The organism is Salinimicrobium sediminilitoris (genome assembly GCF_020866905.1).
GTDB classification, from domain to species: Bacteria; Bacteroidota; Bacteroidia; order Flavobacteriales; family Flavobacteriaceae; genus Salinimicrobium; species Salinimicrobium sediminilitoris.
Genome location: NZ_JAIVCC010000005.1, coordinates 224,380 through 243,646, shown reverse-complemented (window position 1 = coordinate 243,646; position 19,267 = coordinate 224,380). Strand labels below are relative to the sequence as shown.

At 41.8% G+C, this 19,267-nt stretch carries 16 protein-coding genes; 8 read left to right on the top strand and 8 right to left on the bottom strand.

All coding sequences use genetic code 11. The features are described from left to right. Both mtgA and LA313_RS06190 read left to right on the top strand, forming a co-directional pair. Positions 1-666 carry a monofunctional biosynthetic peptidoglycan transglycosylase gene (gene mtgA / locus LA313_RS06195; RefSeq protein WP_228913811.1) on the top strand — a complete coding sequence of 222 codons (666 nt, stop codon included), beginning with the start codon at positions 1-3 and terminating at the stop codon, positions 664-666. Positions 667-668: 2 nt separating this feature from the next. Beyond that, complete coding sequence (locus LA313_RS06190; protein ID WP_228913810.1) at positions 669-1,124, top strand: transcription elongation factor; 456 nt, start codon at positions 669-671, stop codon at positions 1,122-1,124. A 132-nt stretch (positions 1,125-1,256) separates the two neighbouring features. On the opposite strand, the gene LA313_RS06185 is transcribed toward LA313_RS06190, so the two are convergent. From LA313_RS06185 to LA313_RS06160, 6 genes are all read right to left on the bottom strand, one after another. Next, the gene (locus tag LA313_RS06185; protein ID WP_228913809.1) at positions 1,257-2,225 is read right to left on the bottom strand and encodes an ABC transporter ATP-binding protein; all 969 of its coding nucleotides are present in this window, start codon (positions 2,223-2,225) and stop codon (positions 1,257-1,259) included. A 91-nt stretch (positions 2,226-2,316) separates the two neighbouring features. Continuing rightward, entirely contained in the window at positions 2,317-4,494 is a 2,178-nt protein-coding gene (locus tag LA313_RS06180; RefSeq protein WP_228913808.1) for a prolyl oligopeptidase family serine peptidase, read from the bottom strand. Positions 4,495-4,625: 131 nt separating this feature from the next. Next, a complete protein-coding gene (locus tag LA313_RS06175; protein WP_228913807.1) occupies positions 4,626-5,615 on the bottom strand; it encodes an aspartate-semialdehyde dehydrogenase in 990 nt (329 codons plus the stop codon). A 332-nt stretch (positions 5,616-5,947) separates the two neighbouring features. Next, positions 5,948-6,376, bottom strand: coding sequence for a large conductance mechanosensitive channel protein MscL (mscL, locus tag LA313_RS06170; protein WP_228913806.1), 429 nt, complete (start codon positions 6,374-6,376; stop codon positions 5,948-5,950). Positions 6,377-6,411: 35 nt separating this feature from the next. Further along, on the bottom strand, positions 6,412-7,521 hold the full coding sequence (alr, locus tag LA313_RS06165; RefSeq protein WP_228913805.1) for an alanine racemase: 1,110 nt from the start codon (positions 7,519-7,521) through the stop codon (positions 6,412-6,414). After that, on the bottom strand, positions 7,493-8,161 hold the full coding sequence (locus tag LA313_RS06160; protein ID WP_228913804.1) for a thymidine kinase: 669 nt from the start codon (positions 8,159-8,161) through the stop codon (positions 7,493-7,495). Before LA313_RS06160 ends, alr begins: the two co-directional genes overlap by 29 nt. A 99-nt stretch (positions 8,162-8,260) precedes the next feature. On the opposite strand from LA313_RS06160, the gene LA313_RS06155 reads away from it, so the two are divergent. Continuing rightward, entirely contained in the window at positions 8,261-9,082 is an 822-nt protein-coding gene (locus LA313_RS06155; RefSeq protein ID WP_228913803.1) for a hypothetical protein, read from the top strand. An 8-nt stretch (positions 9,083-9,090) separates the two neighbouring features. Next, on the top strand, positions 9,091-9,762 hold the full coding sequence (gene rsmI / locus LA313_RS06150; protein WP_228913802.1) for a 16S rRNA (cytidine(1402)-2'-O)-methyltransferase: 672 nt from the start codon (positions 9,091-9,093) through the stop codon (positions 9,760-9,762). On the opposite strand, the gene LA313_RS06145 is transcribed toward rsmI, so the two are convergent. Further along, complete coding sequence (locus LA313_RS06145; RefSeq protein ID WP_228913801.1) at positions 9,763-10,110, bottom strand: hypothetical protein; 348 nt, start codon at positions 10,108-10,110, stop codon at positions 9,763-9,765. Between the two features lie 165 nt (positions 10,111-10,275). Here LA313_RS06145 and recJ point away from each other — a divergent pair, with 165 nt between their 5' ends. Beyond that, the gene (recJ, locus tag LA313_RS06140) at positions 10,276-11,973 is read left to right on the top strand and encodes a single-stranded-DNA-specific exonuclease RecJ (RefSeq protein ID WP_228913800.1); all 1,698 of its coding nucleotides are present in this window, start codon (positions 10,276-10,278) and stop codon (positions 11,971-11,973) included. Between the two features lie 260 nt (positions 11,974-12,233). Here recJ and LA313_RS06135 read toward each other — a convergent pair whose 3' ends face one another. Further along, on the bottom strand, positions 12,234-12,842 hold the full coding sequence (locus LA313_RS06135) for a superoxide dismutase (protein ID WP_228913799.1): 609 nt from the start codon (positions 12,840-12,842) through the stop codon (positions 12,234-12,236). A 192-nt stretch (positions 12,843-13,034) separates the two neighbouring features. On the opposite strand from LA313_RS06135, the gene LA313_RS06130 reads away from it, so the two are divergent. From LA313_RS06130 to LA313_RS06120, 3 genes are all read left to right on the top strand, one after another. Beyond that, complete coding sequence (locus LA313_RS06130; RefSeq protein WP_228913798.1) at positions 13,035-16,211, top strand: UvrD-helicase domain-containing protein; 3,177 nt, start codon at positions 13,035-13,037, stop codon at positions 16,209-16,211. A 30-nt stretch (positions 16,212-16,241) separates the two neighbouring features. Beyond that, a complete protein-coding gene (kbl, locus tag LA313_RS06125; protein ID WP_228913797.1) occupies positions 16,242-17,435 on the top strand; it encodes a glycine C-acetyltransferase in 1,194 nt (397 codons plus the stop codon). Positions 17,436-17,834: 399 nt separating this feature from the next. After that, positions 17,835-19,226 (top strand): OmpA family protein, encoded by a 1,392-nt coding sequence (locus LA313_RS06120; protein WP_228913796.1) that lies wholly within the window; start codon positions 17,835-17,837, stop codon positions 19,224-19,226. The last annotated feature ends 41 nt before the right edge of the window (positions 19,227-19,267 follow it).

The window sequence follows — 19,267 nt, the reverse complement described above, 5'->3', positions numbered from 1 at the left end:
ATGAAAAGATTCTTCAGATTTTTACTGAAATTTTTGCTGGGCCTATTCCTCTTCAGTATTCTAATGGTTGTTATTTATAAGTGGGTGCCGGTACCTTTTACTCCGCTAATGGCCATAAGATATTTTGAAAACCCTGAAGAAGATATTCAGCATGACTGGGTGGCTATGGAGAAGATCTCAGATAACCTGAAGCTTGCCGTGATCGCGAGTGAAGATCAGAATTTTCCGGTTCATAGCGGCTTTGACTACGAGGCTATTCAGAAGGCGATGGAGGACAACAAAAAAGGCAGGAGAGTAAGAGGGGCGAGTACAATCTCCCAGCAAACGGCTAAAAATGTCTTTTTGTGGCCTCAGCGAAGCTGGTTCAGGAAAGGTCTGGAGGTATATTTTACCTTTTGGATAGAACTTCTCTGGAGTAAAGAAAGAATTCTGGAAGTGTACCTCAACAGCATTGAAATGGGGCAGGGGATTTATGGTGCCGAGGCTGCCGCTCAAGCCTGGTTTGGAAAGAGTGCGGAAAACCTTACTGCTTATGAGGCAGCAGCCATTGCAGCTATTCTTCCCAATCCAAGACAGTACAGGGCTAAACCGGCCAGCAGCTACATACAGGGAAGACAGTCGTGGATAGTGCGGCAAATGAGGAATCTGGGGCCTTTAGAACTTTAGGAATGAGTACCTCGACAAAAGAACAACTTATAAAAGCCTGTGAGGATTATGTGGAGTCAAAACTTCATACGGTACAGAATGCCATTAAAGATCTCGAAGCTGCACTCAAATTAGAAACAAAGTGCTCCATGGGTGACAAATATGAAACAGGACGTGCCATGCTTCACCTGGAATTCGAAAAGTTGGCAGGGCAACATCAGGAGTTCAGCAAATTGAGAAAAACATTGAGAATGATTCCTGGAAGCCGAAAGGATACTGCTGCCGGTTTTGGTAGTGTGGTCAAGACTTCTTTAGCAAATTATTTTATTGCAATCCCGGCGGGAGAATTAACGGTGGAAGGAGAGAAATACTATGCAGTGGGAGCGGGTTCTCCAATAGCAAAGGCTTTAAACGGAAAAACTGAAGGGAATTTTGTAACCTTTAATGGTAGAGAATTTCAAATAAAGAAGGTTATTTAATCCTGACTCTATATGTTACTCAGTTACCTATTTCTTCTGGGGGGTTAATATTCAAACGCGATCTACAACACGGGTGATGGCTCTCCTGAAGGAAGAATTGGGTCTTATGCAGGAACGCTGACAGATCCTAAATCACCTCAACCTTTTTTCCAGCAGTTCATCTTTAAAGGAAAGGTGAACCATTTTGTTTGGAAGGATATCACGGGTCGACTCAAGTAAAATTTTTTCTCCTTCTCTCTCCACTTCCAGAAGGAAATGATTGCCTTTGAAAAAGGATCTTTTCACTCTGGCTTGGAAATTTCCGCTATTAGTAATTTGAATTTCGTGAGGATAAAGCACCACTCTTTTTCGTGCAGGTAGTTCTTTAAAGAAAAGGGATGCAGGCAGCTCGTTCACTTCCCCAAAAAGGGAAGCCACGTAAGCACTTTTAGGATTGTTGTAAAGCTCCTTAGGCTCTCCTATTTGGATGATCTTACCATTTTTCATTGCGATAGTCTTATCGGCAAATGAGAGGGCGTCGGTACTGTCGTGTGTGGCAACCAAAACGGTGATGCCGGCTTTTTTTAGGTGAGTGAAGAGATTGCGGCGGAGTTTGTTCTTTCTAAAATGATCAATGTGACTAAAAGGCTCATCCAGGAGTAGAACTTCAGGCGATTTTGCCAGGGCTCTTGCTAGCGCTACCCGTTGTTGTTGCCCTCCACTTAATAATCTTGCTTTTACCCTTGCCAGCTCCTTCATTTCGACCAGTTGCAGGAGCTCATTTACCCTTTGTTGCTTTTTCCGCGGAAAGGCATTGGAAAGATATTTGCCCACATTTTCGGCTACACTTAAAGGTGGCATGAGATCAAAATCCTGGGTGAGGTACTTCATAAAGTCCTCACCGGGAACGATATTAAAATTTGGCCCCAGTAATTGCTCTTCGTCCCAAAAGATCTTTCCGTCCACGTGGTGGAGCCCGTAGATGGATTGGAGCAGTGTACTTTTTCCACAGCCGCTGGCACCAATGATTGAGACGTTTTCCCCCTTTTCAATATTAAAGCTCAGGTTCTTTAATACCGGCTTTTCTCTGTAAGCAAAAGAGAGATTTTTAACCTTAAGCATGTTCTTTCAATTGGGCAGTAAATTTACGGCTTTAAAAGCAAAAAGCCTTCTCACGAAGGCTTTTTGAAGAGGTAATAAAATTTACTAATATTTATTGTTCATCTTTTGGTAGACGGTCAAATCCCATGTTGTATAACGTGAACCCAAAAATATCTGCATATTGTTCAATGATTTTACTCACAGGAGTTCCTGCACCGTGACCTGCATTGGTCTCAATTCTTATTAACACCGGCTCGTCTCCCGCGTGCTTTTCCTGAAGCTCGGCAGCAAACTTAAACGAATGAGCAGGGACCACACGGTCATCGTGATCTCCTGTGGTAATCAAGGTGGCAGGATATTCCTCTCCTTTTTCCACATTGTGAACGGGAGAGTAACCTTTTATATAATTGAACATTTCTTCACTTTCTTCAGAAGTACCATAATCATAGGCCCATCCCGCACCTGCGGTGAAAGTGTGATAGCGAAGCATATCCAGCACTCCTACGGCGGGTAAAGCCACCTTCATCAGGTCTGGACGCTGGGTCATGGTAGCTCCCACTAAAAGTCCTCCATTAGAACCTCCCCTAATAGCGAGGTAATCTCTGGATGTATAATCGTTTTCTATAAGATATTCGGCAGCTGCAATAAAATCGTCAAAAACATTTTGCTTCTGCATTTTAGTACCGGCGTCATGCCATTCTTTTCCATATTCCCCACCTCCGCGAAGGTTAGGCACAGCGTAAATTCCTCCCTGTTCCATCCATACAGCATTCGCAATGCTAAAGGAAGGGGTAAGACTTACATTGAATCCGCCATAACCGTAGAGGATGGTTGGGTTCTTTCCATTCATTGTAGTCCCCTTTTTGTAAGTGATGATCATTGGGACCTTTGTACCGTCTTTTGAGGTATAAAAAACCTGCTCACTGGTGTATTCATCCGGATTAAAAGCCACTTTTGGGCTGTTGTAAAGTTCAGAAGTTCCGCTTTCAACATTGTATTTATAAATGCTGCCCGGGGTGACGTAGTTCGTAAAGCTGTAATAAAGATCTTTTTCATCCTTTTCACCACCAAAGCCGCCTACGGTACCAATTCCCGGAAGCTCAACTTCTCTAACAAGTTTTCCTTCGTAGTCATACTGTTTTACATTCGAAACTGCATCCTGCATGTATTCTGCAAAAATGTACCCGCCACCGGTTGAGGGGCTAAGAACGTTTTCGGTCTCAGGAATAAGGTCTTTCCAATTTTCGGGAGTTGGGTTTGCAGCATCAACAGTAACGATCTTCCTGTTTGGCGCATCCATATTGGTGACAATAAAAAGTTTGCTGTCACGGTTGTCGATCACATAGCTCTCATTCTTTTCATGTCCTACAATAGTGTCAATGGTAGGATTATCTTTGGTAAGGTCCATCATGAAAAGCTTTCCTCCTGAAGTTGAACTCCTGGCCGAAATAAACAGGTAACGGTTATCCTCGGACACATTTCCACCTATGTAACGATGTTTTTGCTCTGGAGTAGCTCCAAAGATCACTTTATCCTCACTTTGGGGTGTTCCCAGTTCATGGTAATACAGCTTGTGCTGATCTGTCTTTGCTGAAAGTTCGCTTCCTTCAGGTTTATCATAGCTCGAGTAATAAAAACCTTCATTACCTTTCCAGGAAAGTCCGCTGAATTTTACATTTACAAGGGTATCTTCAATAACCTCTTTTGTTTCGGCGTCGATGACAATCACTTTTCTCCAGTCGCTACCACCTTCAGATATACTGTAAGCCAGTTTTTTTCCGTCTTCAGAAAAATTCATTCCGGCGAGAGAAGTAGTGCCGTCCTCACTGAATTTATTCGGATCTAAAAAGACTTCAGGAGTGGCATCTTCAGACTTTTTACGGTAGATAACACTTTGGTTTTGAAGTCCATCATTCTTGCTGAAGTAGATCCATCCACCTTCTTCATTTGGAGCACTTAGTTTCTCATAGTTCCAGAGTTCGGTTAGTCTCTGTTTAAGTTCATCCCTAAAAGGAATTTGGTCTAAATAATCAAATGTGACCTCATTTTGTGCCTTTACCCAGGCTTCGGTCTCTGCGCTGCGGTCATCTTCCAGCCAGCGGTAGGGATCCTGTACCTGAGTTCCAAAGTATGTGTCTACGGTATTGCCTTTGCGGGTTTCAGGATATTCCAATGCAGTTGAGGGGGTTTGAGGTGTTGGCGGAACGGGTGGTTCCGGCTGTTGTTGTTGTGAACTTCCGCAAGAGATCAATGCTCCGGCAGCGATTACAGTAATTATTGTTTTCTTCATTTCTCAAAATTTAAGACAGGTCCTAAAATAGGTATTTTTCTGCTAAATCGTATGGTATTAAAAAAGGCTGCACGGGAATATGCAGCCCTAAAATATAACTTCTCAAAAATGTCACTTTTGACACCTTTTTTCTATACAAGATCATTTTTAACCAGGTATTCGGCTATCTGTACCGCATTGGTTGCCGCACCCTTGCGCAGGTTATCGGCTACTATCCACATATTTAACGAATTTGGCTGAGAAAGGTCCCTTCTAATGCGCCCCACAAAAACATCATCTTTACCTTCGGCATAAATAGGCATTGGGTAAGTATTGACATCTGTATTGTCCTGCACCGTAACGCCGGGAAAATCTTTGAGGATTCTTCGCACCTCATTAATATCGTAATCATTTTTGAAGGTTACATTGACAGATTCGCTGTGGCCGCCAACTACAGGAATTCGAATAGCAGTAGCTGTAACTTCGACACTGTTATCCTTCAGGATCTTTTTGGTTTCGTTGGTGAGTTTCATCTCCTCCTTGGTGTAACCATTTGCTTCAAAAACATCACACTGAGGGATGGCATTGCGGTGAATTGGGTAAGGATAAGCCATTTCGCCCTGTTCCCCCTTATATTCATTTTCTAATTGCTGAACGGCTTTCACTCCTGTTCCTGTAATGGACTGATAGGTCGAGACCACCACCCTTTGAATTCCATATTTCTTGTGCAGGGGAGCAAGAGCCATAACCATTTGAATAGTGGAACAATTTGGATTGGCAATAATCTTGTCTTCTCTGGTTAATTCTGAAGCATTTATCTCGGGCACAACAAGTTTCTTTTCCGGGTGCATTCTCCAGGCTGAAGAATTGTCAATCACTGTAGTGCCTGCTTCTGCGAATTTTGGAGCCCATTTCAGAGAGGTTTCCCCTCCCGCCGAAAAAAGAGCAATATCAGGTTTTTGTGCGACTGCCTCTTCCAGGCCTATTACTTCATACTCCTTATTATTGAAATTTATTTTGTTGCCCACAGATCTTTCTGAAGCTACCGGTAATAATTCGGTTACCGGGAAATTTCTTTCTGCGAGCACTTTTAACATCACCTGTCCCACCATCCCGGTGGCACCAACTACTGCTACTTTCATAATTTATATTTATTAGAGGACCTTTAAGGGTTTGGAAACCTAATTGGTCTCTCCTTCCCGGGGTCTTATTTTTTAACGATGCAAAGGTATTGTACTGCTTGTAATTAAAAGAATAGGGAAATGAAAATTATAAAAACTCCAATTTATTATAACCAATTTACACAGATTGTTAAATATGAATATTAAAGCAAAAAAAAGACCCCCGATTTATTCGGGGGTTTAGGAATAGGATATGTAGCGTAGCGGTTACTACGTGTCTTTAGTTATGTCTTTCGGCAAATATAGAAAATCCTGCTCAATCTTTTGAAGCTTACATGGTTGTAGCTTAAGATTTACCTGTTATTTTTCCTTAGTTCATCCCTTATTTCTGTAAGCAATTCTTCCTGGGACGGTCCTTTTGGCTCGGTCACTTTTGGAGCCTCCTTCTGGGTCTTTGTCCTTTCATAAGCACGTAGGACCAAGAAAATGAAAAAGGCTACAATAATAAAATAAATAATGGCCTGGATCAAATTTCCATAGGTGAGAACAGCAGCCTCGGCTTCTTTTGCAGCGTCTAAAGTTTCATAGTCATTTCCATCAAGGGAAATGAACTTCTGCGAGAAATCCACTCCGCCTGTGATTACTCCTATAAGCGGCATGATGATATCTGCGACAACAGAAGAAACTATTTTATTAAACGCACCTCCAACAACTACTGCTGTAGCAAGAGCGATAATATCACCTTTCATTAAAAAGGTCTTGAAATCTTTAAAAAATGCCATAGTTTTAATTGAAATTTGCAGGTTAAAAATAAGGATTAATTATTAACGATTATTCTCTTTACTCTTTGGGAGATGCCGGTAATAAGCTCATAAGAGATTGTATTTCCCTTTGCTGCAAATTCTGTAGCATGTTGAGATCCTCCAAAAATAATTACTTCATCCCCTTCTTCGCAATCTATTCCTGTAACATCCACCATGATCATGTCCATACAAATATTACCTATAATAGGTGCATATTTACCATTGATAAGGACACCGGCACGGCCATTACCGTATTGCCTGTTGATCCCATCGGCATGGCCAATAGGCAGGGTAGCTGTCCTGGTGGTTTTTTGGGCAGTAAAGGCACGGTTGTACCCCAAAGTTTCTCCCTTTTCCATAGTATGGATTTGAGAAACTATAGTCTTTAAGGTGCCTATGGGCTTAAGTTTTTGATCTTCGGATTCATCGTTGCCAAACCCGTACAGTCCAATTCCCGATCGAATCATATCGAAATGCGCTTTGGGATAGTTTATAACTCCCGAAGTATTACAAATGTGCAACAATGGCCTATAACCCAATTCATCGTATAGTTTAACGGCAATTTTGCGAAAGGTATGGATCTGCATTAGGGTGAATTCCCTTTCCCGCCAGTCTTCGCTTGCTGCAAGATGAGAAAAGAAAGAGGTTGCCTTGACAGCCGATGTTCCTTTTAGTAAGTCTCTCACTACAGAAGTTTCTTTTTCTGAAAAACCCAACCGGTTCAACCCGGTATTGAATTTAATATGTACCGGATAGTTCTTTTGTTGCTGCTTTTCGGCTGTTTTAATGAATTCCTCTAGCACAAATTCACTGTAAAGGCTGGGTTCCAGACAATGGTCAATTACAGCTTCAAAATTTGCAGACTGAGGATGGAGTACAAGAATTGGTGTTTCTATGCCAGCTTCCCTAAGAGCAATACCTTCAGAGGTATAGGCAACCGCAAAATAGTCTGCACCGAGTTCCACAAGTTTTTGTGCTATCCCGGTAACATCACTTCCGTAGCCAAAGGCTTTGACAACGGCCATGAATTTAACGTCTTTATCAATTTTTGATCTTATGTAATTGTAGTTATGCGCTAAGGCATTGAGGTCAATCTCAAGTACGGTCTCCCTGGCTTTCGGCATGCTCACTTCTTTTTGTATCTTTTAATTCCTCAGGGTCTTTCACCTCGAAATTTCTTAATTTTTCCTTTAATCGTGCCTTGTAAAAAGCGCCCCGGCTAAGGGGCTCATATTCTTCGGTCTCCCCCAGCATCACCAGATCTTCATTAGAAGTTTTGCGATAGCTGAATTGGGCCAGGTTACCCGTGCGGGTGCATACGGCATGGACCTTCGTTACATATTCGGCTGTGGCCATAAGATTAGGCATGGGACCAAATGGATTGCCTTTAAAATCCATATCAAGACCCGCTACTATTACTCTTACACCTCTGTTTGCAAGATCATTGCACACAGAGACGATCTCCTGGTCAAAAAATTGAGCCTCATCAATGCCTACAACATCGCAGTCATCTGCCAGCAACCTAATATTGGCGGCAGCAGGTACAGGCGTGGATCTTATTTCATTTGAGTCATGTGAAACAACCATCTCTTCATTATAGCGAACATCTATTGCAGGTTTAAAGATCTCAACCTTTTGTTTGGCAAATTTGGCGCGTTTGAGCCTGCGAATAAGCTCTTCGGTCTTTCCCGAGAACATCGAACCGCATATAACTTCAATCCACCCAAATTGCTCCTTATGATTTACTGTATTTTCGAGAAACATTTTGTATTTTTCAAGACCAAAAAGCGGACATCGCTTTTGATAAAGGTGACACAAATTTATTAAAAATACAACCGCATTTGGGTTGCAAGCATGAAAGTTATGAAAAAGCAGTTGAAAGAGGAATTAGTAGCTTTGGCCGAAAAAGTTGCTCTTTTAAAAGACCAGGAACAGGTCTCTACCGGTGAGTTAAAAGAACTGGCCAGGAGGTTGTACGAGAAATTAACGGTGTATAATTTTACAGAATCAAACCTTTATACCGCTGCTGAAATAAGGCAGCAGGAAGTAGTGAAAACTGCGCAGAAAGTAGAAGCTCCAAAAGAAGAAAAGGAAACTGTAAAAGCACCGGCAGAAAAAAAACAGGAGGAAAAAACCCAGGAAAAGCAGGCTGAGCCCGTAAAGCAGGAAGAAGATTCTCCGGAACCTGACGAATACAATCCTACCGGTCTTGAGTACAATGATTCTGAAGAGATCACAGAACCCAATACCGAAAAGATAAAAGATATAGTTGCCCAGATGCCACCCGAAACTCAGCAGGTGGATGATCTTTTTGCACATGTTGAATCACGTGATTACAAGAAGAATGACATGAACGATATTGGCGGGGTTCATTATGATAACCTACCGCAGTTTGAGCCGGTAAACAGGGCAGGATCACCCCGGGATAAACCACGTTCTCTTAATGACCGTCTCAAAAAAGGTATAAATATCGGCCTTAATGATCGCATGGCCTTTGTGAAACATCTTTTTGACGGAAGTACTTCCGACTATAACCGGGTTCTTTCGCAACTCATAACCATCAGGTCGAAAGAAGAAGCCTTTAATTTTGTCGCTAACATGGTCAAACCAGATTATAATAACTGGGAAGGAAAAGAAGATTATGAAAGCAGGTTTTTGGCTATAGTTGAAAAGAACTTCGAGTAACAGGTTGTATGGCTAAATTATATCTTGTGCCAACGCCCATTGGCAACCTGGAAGACATTACTTTTCGCGCCATAAGGATTCTAAAAGAAGCCGATCTTATCCTGGCTGAAGATACCCGTAACAGCGGAAAACTTCTAAAACATTTCGAAATTAACACTCCCATGCAGAGCCACCATATGCACAATGAGCATAAGACGGTGGAGAATGTGGTGCGGCAAATCCAGAATGGAAAAACTATTGCGCTTATTAGTGATGCCGGCACCCCGGCCATTAGCGATCCGGGATTTTTATTAACCCGCGCCTGTGTGGAAGCCGGTATTGAAGTAGATTGTTTGCCAGGGGCCACTGCCTTTGTTCCGGCGCTTGTGAATAGTGGGTTGCCAAATGATAAATTCGTTTTCGAAGGTTTTCTTCCGGTGAAAAAAGGAAGGCAGACACGCCTGGAAATCCTTGCGCAGGAAACAAGAACCATGATCCTTTATGAATCGCCACATAAGCTTTTGAAGACTCTTGGACAGATAAAGGAATATTTTGGAGAAGACCGAGAGGTTTCTGTTTCCAGGGAAATTTCTAAACTACATGAGGAGACAGTAAGAGGAACAGCTGTAGAAGTACTGGAATACTACGAAAAAAAGCCGCCTAAGGGGGAAATTGTCCTTGTAATTGCCGGTAAGAAATAGTTATTCTGTCACATCAATGTTATACGTGGTCACTGTCTTGGCATAAACCGTCGCGCCATTTGAATCTGCTCTGGTAATTTTTACTACATCTTCTCCGGTAAAATCGGCTTCAGGGACATAGACATAATAAATTCCTTTATCCCGGTATTGGATCTCACTTACAGTAAAATGTTCTGCCTGCTGAGAAATATTGTATCCGCCTTCAATGGGAATTGCTTCCGTTAAGAAGATCTCTAAGGTTTCCGTGTTAGAAACCGAATAAGTATCGGCTATCTTTCCAGTCTTCAGGGAATCCCCGCTGCAACCAAAGAGGAAAACAGAAATTAAAACAAAAACAAAATTTCTCATAAGTGTAGCTTTGAAGCTAAATTATTGAAAATAAATATATAATCTCCCAAAAATGTCATTATCGAAGCCTCTTCTTTGGAAAGAATTTTCTTCATTTCTTATTTTCTGAAGTTGTGTAGGAAGCAAATTGATCGCAACAATATGTACTTTTGAAAAAAAAACTTCATGCGCTGGACACTTAAACCTAAACCCGATCCTTCCATTGTTGAACATCTGCAGGAAGCTTTAGGTGTCGAAAAACCCATTGCTTCATTACTGGTCCAGCGCGGGATTTCTACATTCGAAGAGGCAAAGAAATTCTTCAGGCCCAGCCTTGAGGATCTCCATGATCCTTTTTTAATGAAGGATATGGAGAAAGCAGTGAACAGGATCGAACTTGCCCTTCAAAAAGGTGAAAATATAATGGTCTTTGGTGACTACGATGTGGACGGCACTACAAGTGTAGCCCTGGTTTCATCATATCTAAAAAAAATATATCCTAATGTTGCCACCTACATTCCAGACCGGTACGGAGAAGGATATGGAGTGTCCTATAAAGGTATAGACTTCGCGGCAGATAATGATATTAGCCTCATCATCGCCCTTGACTGCGGGATTAAAGCTATTGAAAAAGTGGCTTATGCCGGTCAAAAAGGTATTGACTTTATAATTTGTGACCATCACAGGCCGGGAGCAGAAATTCCCGCTGCGGTGGCAGTTTTGGATCCAAAGAGGCAGGATTGTGAATATCCTTATAAGGAACTCTGTGGTTGTGGCGTAGGTTTTAAATTGCTTCAGGCTTTTAATCAAAAGCGGGGAGAGCCTTTTGAAATTCTCATACCATACCTGGACCTGGTAGCTACAGCCATAGGTGCCGACATTGTGCCGGTGACGGGAGAAAACCGAATCCTGGCTTACCACGGTCTGCAAGTAATTAATGTCGCACCCCGTGCAGGTTTTAGTGCGATATTGGAACAAGTGAAAAAAGAGCAACTAACACTTACAGATGTGGTTTTTATAGTTGCACCACGTATCAATGCTGCGGGAAGAATGAAGCACGGGCTCCATGCTGTCAACCTGCTTACTGAAGAAGATATGGTACAGGCTAGGATGTTCGCAGCTGAAATCGAAGAATACAACACCACCCGCAGGGATACAGATAAGCTCATAACTAAAGAAGCTCTGGCCCAGATCGAAGAACTTAGTGAGCAGGAAAGAAACACCACGGTAGTTTACCGGGAGACCTGGCACAAGGGGGTTATTGGGATTGTAGCCTCCAGGCTTACCGAGACCTATTACCGGCCTACGCTGGTATTCACCCGTAGCGGGGAAAAACTTGCTGCCTCGGCACGTTCGGTACGCGGGTTTGATGTTTATGATGCTCTTGAAGGATGCAGTGAATTCATTGAACAATTCGGGGGGCATAAATATGCTGCCGGATTAACTTTGCTATCTGAGCAATACGAAAACTTCAAAAAGAAATTTGAAGAGGTGGTTTCAGCAACAATAGATCCGCGGCTGTTGACTCCCGAAATCCAAATAGATGCCGAATTAGAACTCGGAGATATCACCTCAAAATTCCACAGGATCCTTAAACAATTTGCTCCTTTTGGCCCGGGTAATATGTCTCCGGTTTTTATGACAAAAAATTTAAAAGATACCGGGTATGCGCGCTGTGTTGGGGGAGAGGATAAACATCTTAAAGCACGTTTCTTCCAAAGAGGTAATGATCGAAGCTTTGATGCCATTGGGTTCGATCTTGGTAAAAAGTGTGAACTTTTAAGTGAAGCTAAGAAAGTAAAAGCAGCCTATTGCATTGAGGAAAATGAGTTCCAGGGAAATATCAGCCTTCAGTTAAAGTTAAAAGATATTGATATTAATTAGTTTTCTATCAGGCTGTTAGCTAATTCTTACAGGTTAAGTTGAACACATGCTCTTTAACAATTATCCCAGTAGTTGGTCTAATAAAGTTTTTGAAAGAGAGAAGTTTATCTACTTTAGAAGAGCCATAACATAAGTAGGTTAAGTTCATGGTAGATTTGGGGCAAAAAAAGGTGGAGCTATCCACCTTTTTTTATGCGCAAAAAAAAGCTGCCGTTTAAACGGCAGCTCTGGACACAATCAAAAACCTATGCGTGGTTTAATTATTTGTGCTGTGCATATCTTTTAGATACTTCTTCCCAGTTGATCACATTGAAGAAAGCTTCAATGTAAGCCGGACGCTGATTTTGATATTTAAGATAGTAAGCGTGTTCCCAAACATCCATCCCCAGGATTGGGTGTCCGCCGCAACCAACTCCGGGCATTAGTGGGTTGTCCTGGTTTGCCGAAGAACATACCTCCAGTTTACCACCTTCCTGCACGCAAAGCCAAGCCCATCCCGATCCAAATTGAGTGGCACCGGCCTTTGAAAATTCGTCTTTAAAGGCATCAAAAGAGCCAAAATCCTTGTCTATTGCAGAGGCAAGATCTCCCTGGGGTTTTCCGCCACCATTTGGGCCCATTATTTCCCAGTATAGGTTGTGGTTGAAATATCCACCTCCATTATTACGTACCGCTTTATTTTCCATATCCAGATTAGAAAGAATATTTTCAATATTCTTGCCTTCCATATCTGTTCCTTTCACGGCATCATTTAATTTGCTGGTATATCCTGCATGATGCTTATCGTGGTGAATCTCCATTGTTCTAGCGTCAATGTGAGGCTCTAATGCATCAAATCCATATTTTAATTTTGGTAACTCGAAAGCCATAGTTATATGTTTTTAATATTATTAATTAGGTCAACTTCAAAATTAGAGATAAACTCATTTAATTAAAATTATAAAACGTTATAAAATCCTTAAAGCTTTTGCTTTTTTTGAAAATTAAATTAGAATAACAAAAGAGAATATTCAACTCCTTGAAAATAATTCAATTAAACAGGGAGTAATGAAAGGAGTCAATTGAGAACCATTTCTTACTTTAGTGAAAAAAATTTGAGGCAGTCCAATATCTTTAGAATCTACAATGCTTCGGCCGGTTCCGGAAAGACCTATACCCTTGTTAAAGAATATCTTCTACTATTATTGTCCTCCCCCAGGGTAGACAGTTATAAGAACATCCTTGCCATAACTTTTACGAATAAAGCCGTGGGGGAAATGAAATCAAGGATCATTGAAAGCCTTAATTCCCTGGCAAATGCCGAAAAATCGGCAAAAGAACAGGCTTTACTGGAAGATCTTTCTTCCAGTTCGGGAATGTCTGCTGATAAAATTCAGGAGAAGAGCAGGGAAACCCTAAAGAACATCATTCACAATTATGCTGCCTTTGAAGTTTCTACCATTGATGGTTTTACCCATCGGGTGTTGAGAACTTTCGCCAAAGACCTGGGCTTACCTCTCAATTTTGAAGTGGAGCTTCGAACAGATGAGGTCTTAACCGAGGCTGTGGACAGGCTAATAAGCAAAGCGGGTAATGATAAAGCTATAACCCGGGTACTGGTTAATTTTGTGCTTTCAAGGACAGATGATGATAAGAGCTGGGACATAGCCCGTGATCTATATTCTATCGGTCGCTTGCTAACGCAGGAAACCAGCGGCAAATTCCTCCAAATTTTAAAGACTCTAAAGCTATCTGACTTTGAAAATTTAAAAACGGAAATTAAAGAGCGTCAAAAAAGCCTGGAGGAAAATATCGGGAGAACAACTAATGAGTTCTTTCAGTTACTGGAAGAAAATGAACTTGACAATGGATGCTTCAGCGGTGGATATTGCCCGAAATTTTTTCTGAAGCTTCAAAAAGGGGATTTTAATGTCAATTTTTCCGCAGGCTGGCAAAGGGATCTGGCGGAAAAAGCTCTTTACGCAAGCAAATTAGACTCTCATAAAAAACAGATACTCGACACCCTTCAGCCGCAAATAGTTGAAATGTACGAGAGAGTGAAGAAGAATATCACAAGGCTTCAGTTCCTGGATGCGGTGGAAAAAAATCTTGTGCCATTATCTTTGTTAAATGCTATCCAGGCGCAGATCGAAGAAATAAAGGCTGAGAACTCAATAGTCCTAATTTCAGAATTTAATGCGACAATAGGGAAAGCCGTCAAAGATCAGCCTGCACCTTTCATCTATGAACGGCTGGGGGACCGGTACCGTCACTATTTCATTGATGAGTTCCAGGACACTTCACAATTACAGTGGGAAAATTTGATCCCGCTGGTGGACAATACGCTTTCTATTGAACATCCTGTTGGGGAGCATGGCTCCCTTACACTCGTAGGGGATGCAAAGCAGTCCATTTACAGGTGGCGTGGGGGAAAAGCCGAGCAGTTCATGGAGTTATGTCAAAAGCGACACCCCTTTAGCATCGAAGATATTGAAATGCTCGTGCTTCCTAATAATTACCGCAGTGCAAAAACGGTAGTGGAATTCAATAATGATTTTTTCAGATTTGCTTCCGGGTTTTTTCTGAATGAAACGCATAAAGATCTTTTTCTCAACAGCGGTCAGGGGCTTGTGAGTAAACGAGAAGGCTATGTAAATCTCTCCTTTATAGAAGCCGAAAATGCTTCCGAAGAAATGGAGGCGTACCCTAAAAGAGTGCTGGAAATTATAACTGAAGTACAGGGTAAAGGAAATAGTCTTTCTGGTATTTGTATCCTTACCCGCACCCGAAAAGAAAGTATTGCTGTAGCCAACTTTTTGAGTGAACATTCCATTCCTGTAATTTCTGCCGAAAGTTTGCTCGTAAGCAGGTCTCCAAAAGTGAATTTTATTACATCGGTTTTGCAGTACTGCCTGGATCCCGGGGATAGAACTTTGAAATTCGAGATCCTCGACCATCTTTTGAATAATTCCATCGAGGTAGAAAATGAGTTTGATTTCCTTATGGAGCACCTGCAACCAGAAGGGGAACAGTTTTTTCAGGGCCTATCCAATAATGGATTTCAATTTTCTCCCCGGGCAGCCACGGCAATGTCTGTATATGAAGCAGTGGAATATATTATCAGGGCTTTTTCCCTTGAAGCAGTATCTGATGCCTACCTGCAGTTCTTCCTGGATTTTGTTTATGAAGTTTCAAGTACAGAAGGTGCCGGTTTTTTCTCATTTTTGGAACAGTGGGAGCGCAAAAAAGATGAATTGAGCATCGTGGTGCCGCAGGGAGAAGATGCGGTGCAAATAATGACGATTCACAAGGCGAAGGGACTAGAGTTTCCGGTGGTGATTTACCCTTTCGCCAATACTCAGATTAGTGATACTGCCAGAGAACATTTTTGGATGGACCTGCCGGGGGATTTTGGTTCTAATGTAAACATCGCTTACCTGCGTGCAGCCGAAAAAATGAAAGAATGGGAAGGAGAGGCGCCACACATTTATCATGAGCTGTCATGTAATAGTCAGCTTGATGCTCTCAACGTCCTTTATGTCGCAATGACCCGTCCAGAACAACAGTTGTATGTGATCTCCAAAATGGACCTTGATAAAAAAGGTATGGAGAATACCGGCCGCTTCTCGGGCTTGTTGATCTCTTATTTACGTTCTATTGGGAAATGGGACGGCAGTAGTGAATACCATTTTGGAAACCGCCATGAGGTCCTTATGGGAGAGAAGGAGGCGGTAGAATCACTGGAGCAGGAATATTTTTTCTCTTCACCTACCGAGAGTAACGGGATTTCCATCATTACCCGTTCGGGTCTAATGTGGAATTCAAAACAGAAGGAAGCCATTGAAAAAGGGCAGCTGATTCATGATCTTTTTGCCAGGATTAATACCGAAGCAGATGTAGAGCGGGTACTCGAAAATGCCAAAAATGAAGGACTTTTTTCTTCCGAAGAAAAAGAAGAACTTCAAAAGAGCATTTTTGATGTTATAAAACATGAAGAGTTGAGGGAGTATTACAAAGAGGGAGTTGTGAATTATAATGAAAGGGAAATGATCTCTGAAGATGGAGCGCTTTTGCGTCCAGACAGGTTGAATTTCTCAGGAAATATTGTAAGCATCATTGATTATAAAACCGGTGCCGAAAGCCCACAGCATCGCGAACAGATAAATGAATACGGCCGGATTCTAGAAGAAATGAACTACAGGGTCGCAAAAAAGATGCTGGTATACATTAACCAGAAGATCGAAGTAAGTTTTGTTTAAAAGAATGTAATTTTGTAAAAAATCACCATTATGTACGGATCATTAAAGGATTATTTAAAGAAAGAAATAGAACAAATAAAAGAAGAAGGACTTTATAAAAAAGAACGGATTATCACCTCTCCCCAGGGAGCAGAGATCACTCTGGAAGGTGGTAAAAAGGTTCTTAACTTTTGTGCCAACAACTACCTGGGGCTTTCATCTCATCCCGAAGTTATACAGGCGGCAAAAGATACCCTCGATTCCCATGGTTTCGGGATGTCCAGCGTTCGCTTCATTTGTGGTACGCAGGATATACACAAGGAGCTGGAACGTAAAATAGCCGATTTCTACGGAATGGAGGACACCATTTTATATGCAGCTGCTTTTGATGCCAACGGCGGAGTTTTCGAACCTTTGTTAGGCCCTGAAGATGCAATTATTTCAGATTCCCTTAACCATGCTTCAATTATTGACGGGGTGCGCCTTTGCAAGGCAGCAAGGTACCGCTATGCGAACGGTAATATGGAGGATCTCGAACAGCAGCTAAAAACGGCTAACGAAAAAGGTGCCCGATTCAAGATCATCGTTACCGATGGCGTTTTTTCTATGGACGGCCTGGTGGCTCCCCTTGATAAGATCTGCGACCTTGCCGATAAGTATGATGCGCTGGTGATGATCGATGAGTGTCATGCTACAGGATTTATTGGCCAGGATGGAATTGGAACACTAGAGGAAAAAGGAGTGCTTGGTCGTATTGATATTATTACCGGCACACTTGGCAAGGCTCTGGGAGGGGCAATGGGCGGTTATACAGTAGCCAAAAAAGAAATTATCGAGCTTCTTCGTCAAAGGTCAAGACCTTATCTTTTCTCTAACTCCCTTGCCCCGGCAATTGTTGGAGCCTCAATAAAGGTATTTGATATGCTGGCAAAGGATAATTCTCTTAGAAAAAAGGTAAAGGAGAACACGAAATATTTCAAAGAAGGAATTAAAAACGCCGGGTTTGAGATTATAGACGGGGAGGCAGCAATTGTTCCGGTGATGCTCCATGATGCAAAATTGTCCCAGGAAATGGCAGACAAACTTCTCGACGAGGGAATTTACGTGATTGGATTCTTTTATCCTGTTGTGCCAAAAGGGAAGGCCCGTATTCGCGTGCAGCTTTCGGCCGCACATACAAAGGAGCATTTGGATAAAGCCATTGCAGCCTTCGTAAAAGTGGGAAAAGAATCAGATATCATATAGTAGTAGATGCAATACCAAAAGGATGTTTTTTGCAGCAAAACATCCTTTTGGTATCTTATTCTTTGTGGCAAAACTTCAGGACACGCGGCTGTTTACATCTGGTAAAGTAAATATTTATTAGGTATTACCAGTGAATCTCTTAAAATACTCTCCCTTTGCTTCGGGAAGAAACAGCGTTTTCTTCTGTAACCAATTATTTATGAGTTAAAAAAGTGAGGTTCTTGAACCTAATTTTTTGTTAAAAATATGAATTTTTCTGAAAATTTGAGGCCTCAAAATCCCCTGTATCCGCCGATAGTCAAGCCCTTATTAAGAAAACTTTATTAAATTAAGCTTTGTCAATACTGAATATCGGTCTACTTTTGTTTCTGCTAACTAATTAAAATTAAACACTTCAATATGAAACATCTACACAAGTTATTATTGGCTTCACTATGCATCCTGAGCTTCAGCACTATGCAGGCGCAGGATAACAATAATCCCTGGGCTTTAGGTTTAGGAGTTAACGCGGTGGACTTTTATCCAACAGGGGAGGATGCTCCTTTAGGTGGATATTTTGATGAATTCTTCAATACTGGTGATCACTGGAACATACTTGCTGGTCTTTCCAGAGTTTCTGTAGCTCGTAACATTGGAGCAGGATTCTATTTTGAAGCTGCTGGTTCTGTTAACCAGATCAGCAAATTTGGAGATGAAGGTCGTGATGATCTAATGTATTATGGTCTTGATGGTACTTTTAACTACAGCTTTCGCAATGACGCCAACGCAGGTTGGTTAGATCCTATTGTCGGAGTTGGTGGTGGATATACCTGGCTTGATGATGAAGGTTTTGCAACACTTGATGGAACAGTAGGATTAAACTTCTGGTTTACAGATCACCTTGCATTATCAGTTCAGACTATCTATAAGCACGGTTTTGATGACAACATGGAGTCACACTTCCAACATGCAGCAGGAATCAAATTTGCCTTTGGTGGAAAAGATACTGATGGTGATGGAATCTATGACAAAAATGATGAATGTCCAGAAGTTGCCGGTTTAGAGCAATTCAACGGTTGTCCTGACTCAGACGGTGACGGAATCCAAGACAGAATGGACGAATGTCCTAACGAAGCAGGTTTGGCTCAATACAATGGATGTCCTGATACAGATGGTGACGGCGTTGCCGATCCACAGGATGAATGTCCTACTGTAGCAGGTCTTCCTGAAATGAACGGATGTCCTGATGCTGACGGTGATGGAATTAGAGACGGAGACGATGAGTGTCCTAATGAAGCCGGTCCGGAAGAAAATAACGGTTGCCCATGGGAAGACATGGATAACGACGGTGTTCTTGACAAAGATGATGAATGTCCAGAAGTAGCAGGAACTGCTGCAAATAATGGATGTCCAGAACCAACTGTAGAAGTAATTGAAGAATTGAACGAGTATTCAAGAACAATCCTTTTTGACTTGAATAAGGCTACAATTCGCGAAGAGTCAGAAGAAACCCTTCAGGCTATTGCAGACATTATGGGTGAGTATTCTAATACGATCTTCCACATAGGAGGTCATACAGACAGCACCGGTAGTGAGTCTTATAACATGCAGTTATCAAGAGAAAGAGCAGAATCTGTAAGAGAAGCTCTTGTTGCAAGAGGAATTGCACGTGAAAGACTTACTGCAGAAGGATATGGTGAAAATAATCCAATTGCTTCCAACAATACTGCTAAAGGTAGACAGGAAAACAGAAGGGTTGAGATCACTCTTGAAGATGATAAGGTTATGAAAGACGACAATTCTGGAATGTAGAATTGTTATTAAATTCTTTTGAAGAAACGCCCCGGTATGAC

Coding starts and splice junctions, on each gene's coding strand:
- mtgA (WP_228913811.1), top strand. CDS start 1: ATGAAAAGATTCTTCAGATTTTTACTGAAATTTTTGCTGGGCCTATTC.
- LA313_RS06190 (WP_228913810.1), top strand. CDS start 669: ATGAGTACCTCGACAAAAGAACAACTTATAAAAGCCTGTGAGGATTAT.
- LA313_RS06185 (WP_228913809.1), bottom strand. CDS start 2,225: ATGCTTAAGGTTAAAAATCTCTCTTTTGCTTACAGAGAAAAGCCGGTA.
- LA313_RS06180 (WP_228913808.1), bottom strand. CDS start 4,494: ATGAAGAAAACAATAATTACTGTAATCGCTGCCGGAGCATTGATCTCT.
- LA313_RS06175 (WP_228913807.1), bottom strand. CDS start 5,615: ATGAAAGTAGCAGTAGTTGGTGCCACCGGGATGGTGGGACAGGTGATG.
- mscL (WP_228913806.1), bottom strand. CDS start 6,376: ATGGCATTTTTTAAAGATTTCAAGACCTTTTTAATGAAAGGTGATATT.
- alr (WP_228913805.1), bottom strand. CDS start 7,521: ATGCCGAAAGCCAGGGAGACCGTACTTGAGATTGACCTCAATGCCTTA.
- LA313_RS06160 (WP_228913804.1), bottom strand. CDS start 8,161: ATGTTTCTCGAAAATACAGTAAATCATAAGGAGCAATTTGGGTGGATT.
- LA313_RS06155 (WP_228913803.1), top strand. CDS start 8,261: ATGAAAAAGCAGTTGAAAGAGGAATTAGTAGCTTTGGCCGAAAAAGTT.
- rsmI (WP_228913802.1), top strand. CDS start 9,091: ATGGCTAAATTATATCTTGTGCCAACGCCCATTGGCAACCTGGAAGAC.
- LA313_RS06145 (WP_228913801.1), bottom strand. CDS start 10,110: ATGAGAAATTTTGTTTTTGTTTTAATTTCTGTTTTCCTCTTTGGTTGC.
- recJ (WP_228913800.1), top strand. CDS start 10,276: ATGCGCTGGACACTTAAACCTAAACCCGATCCTTCCATTGTTGAACAT.
- LA313_RS06135 (WP_228913799.1), bottom strand. CDS start 12,842: ATGGCTTTCGAGTTACCAAAATTAAAATATGGATTTGATGCATTAGAG.
- kbl (WP_228913797.1), top strand. CDS start 16,242: ATGTACGGATCATTAAAGGATTATTTAAAGAAAGAAATAGAACAAATA.
- LA313_RS06120 (WP_228913796.1), top strand. CDS start 17,835: ATGAAACATCTACACAAGTTATTATTGGCTTCACTATGCATCCTGAGC.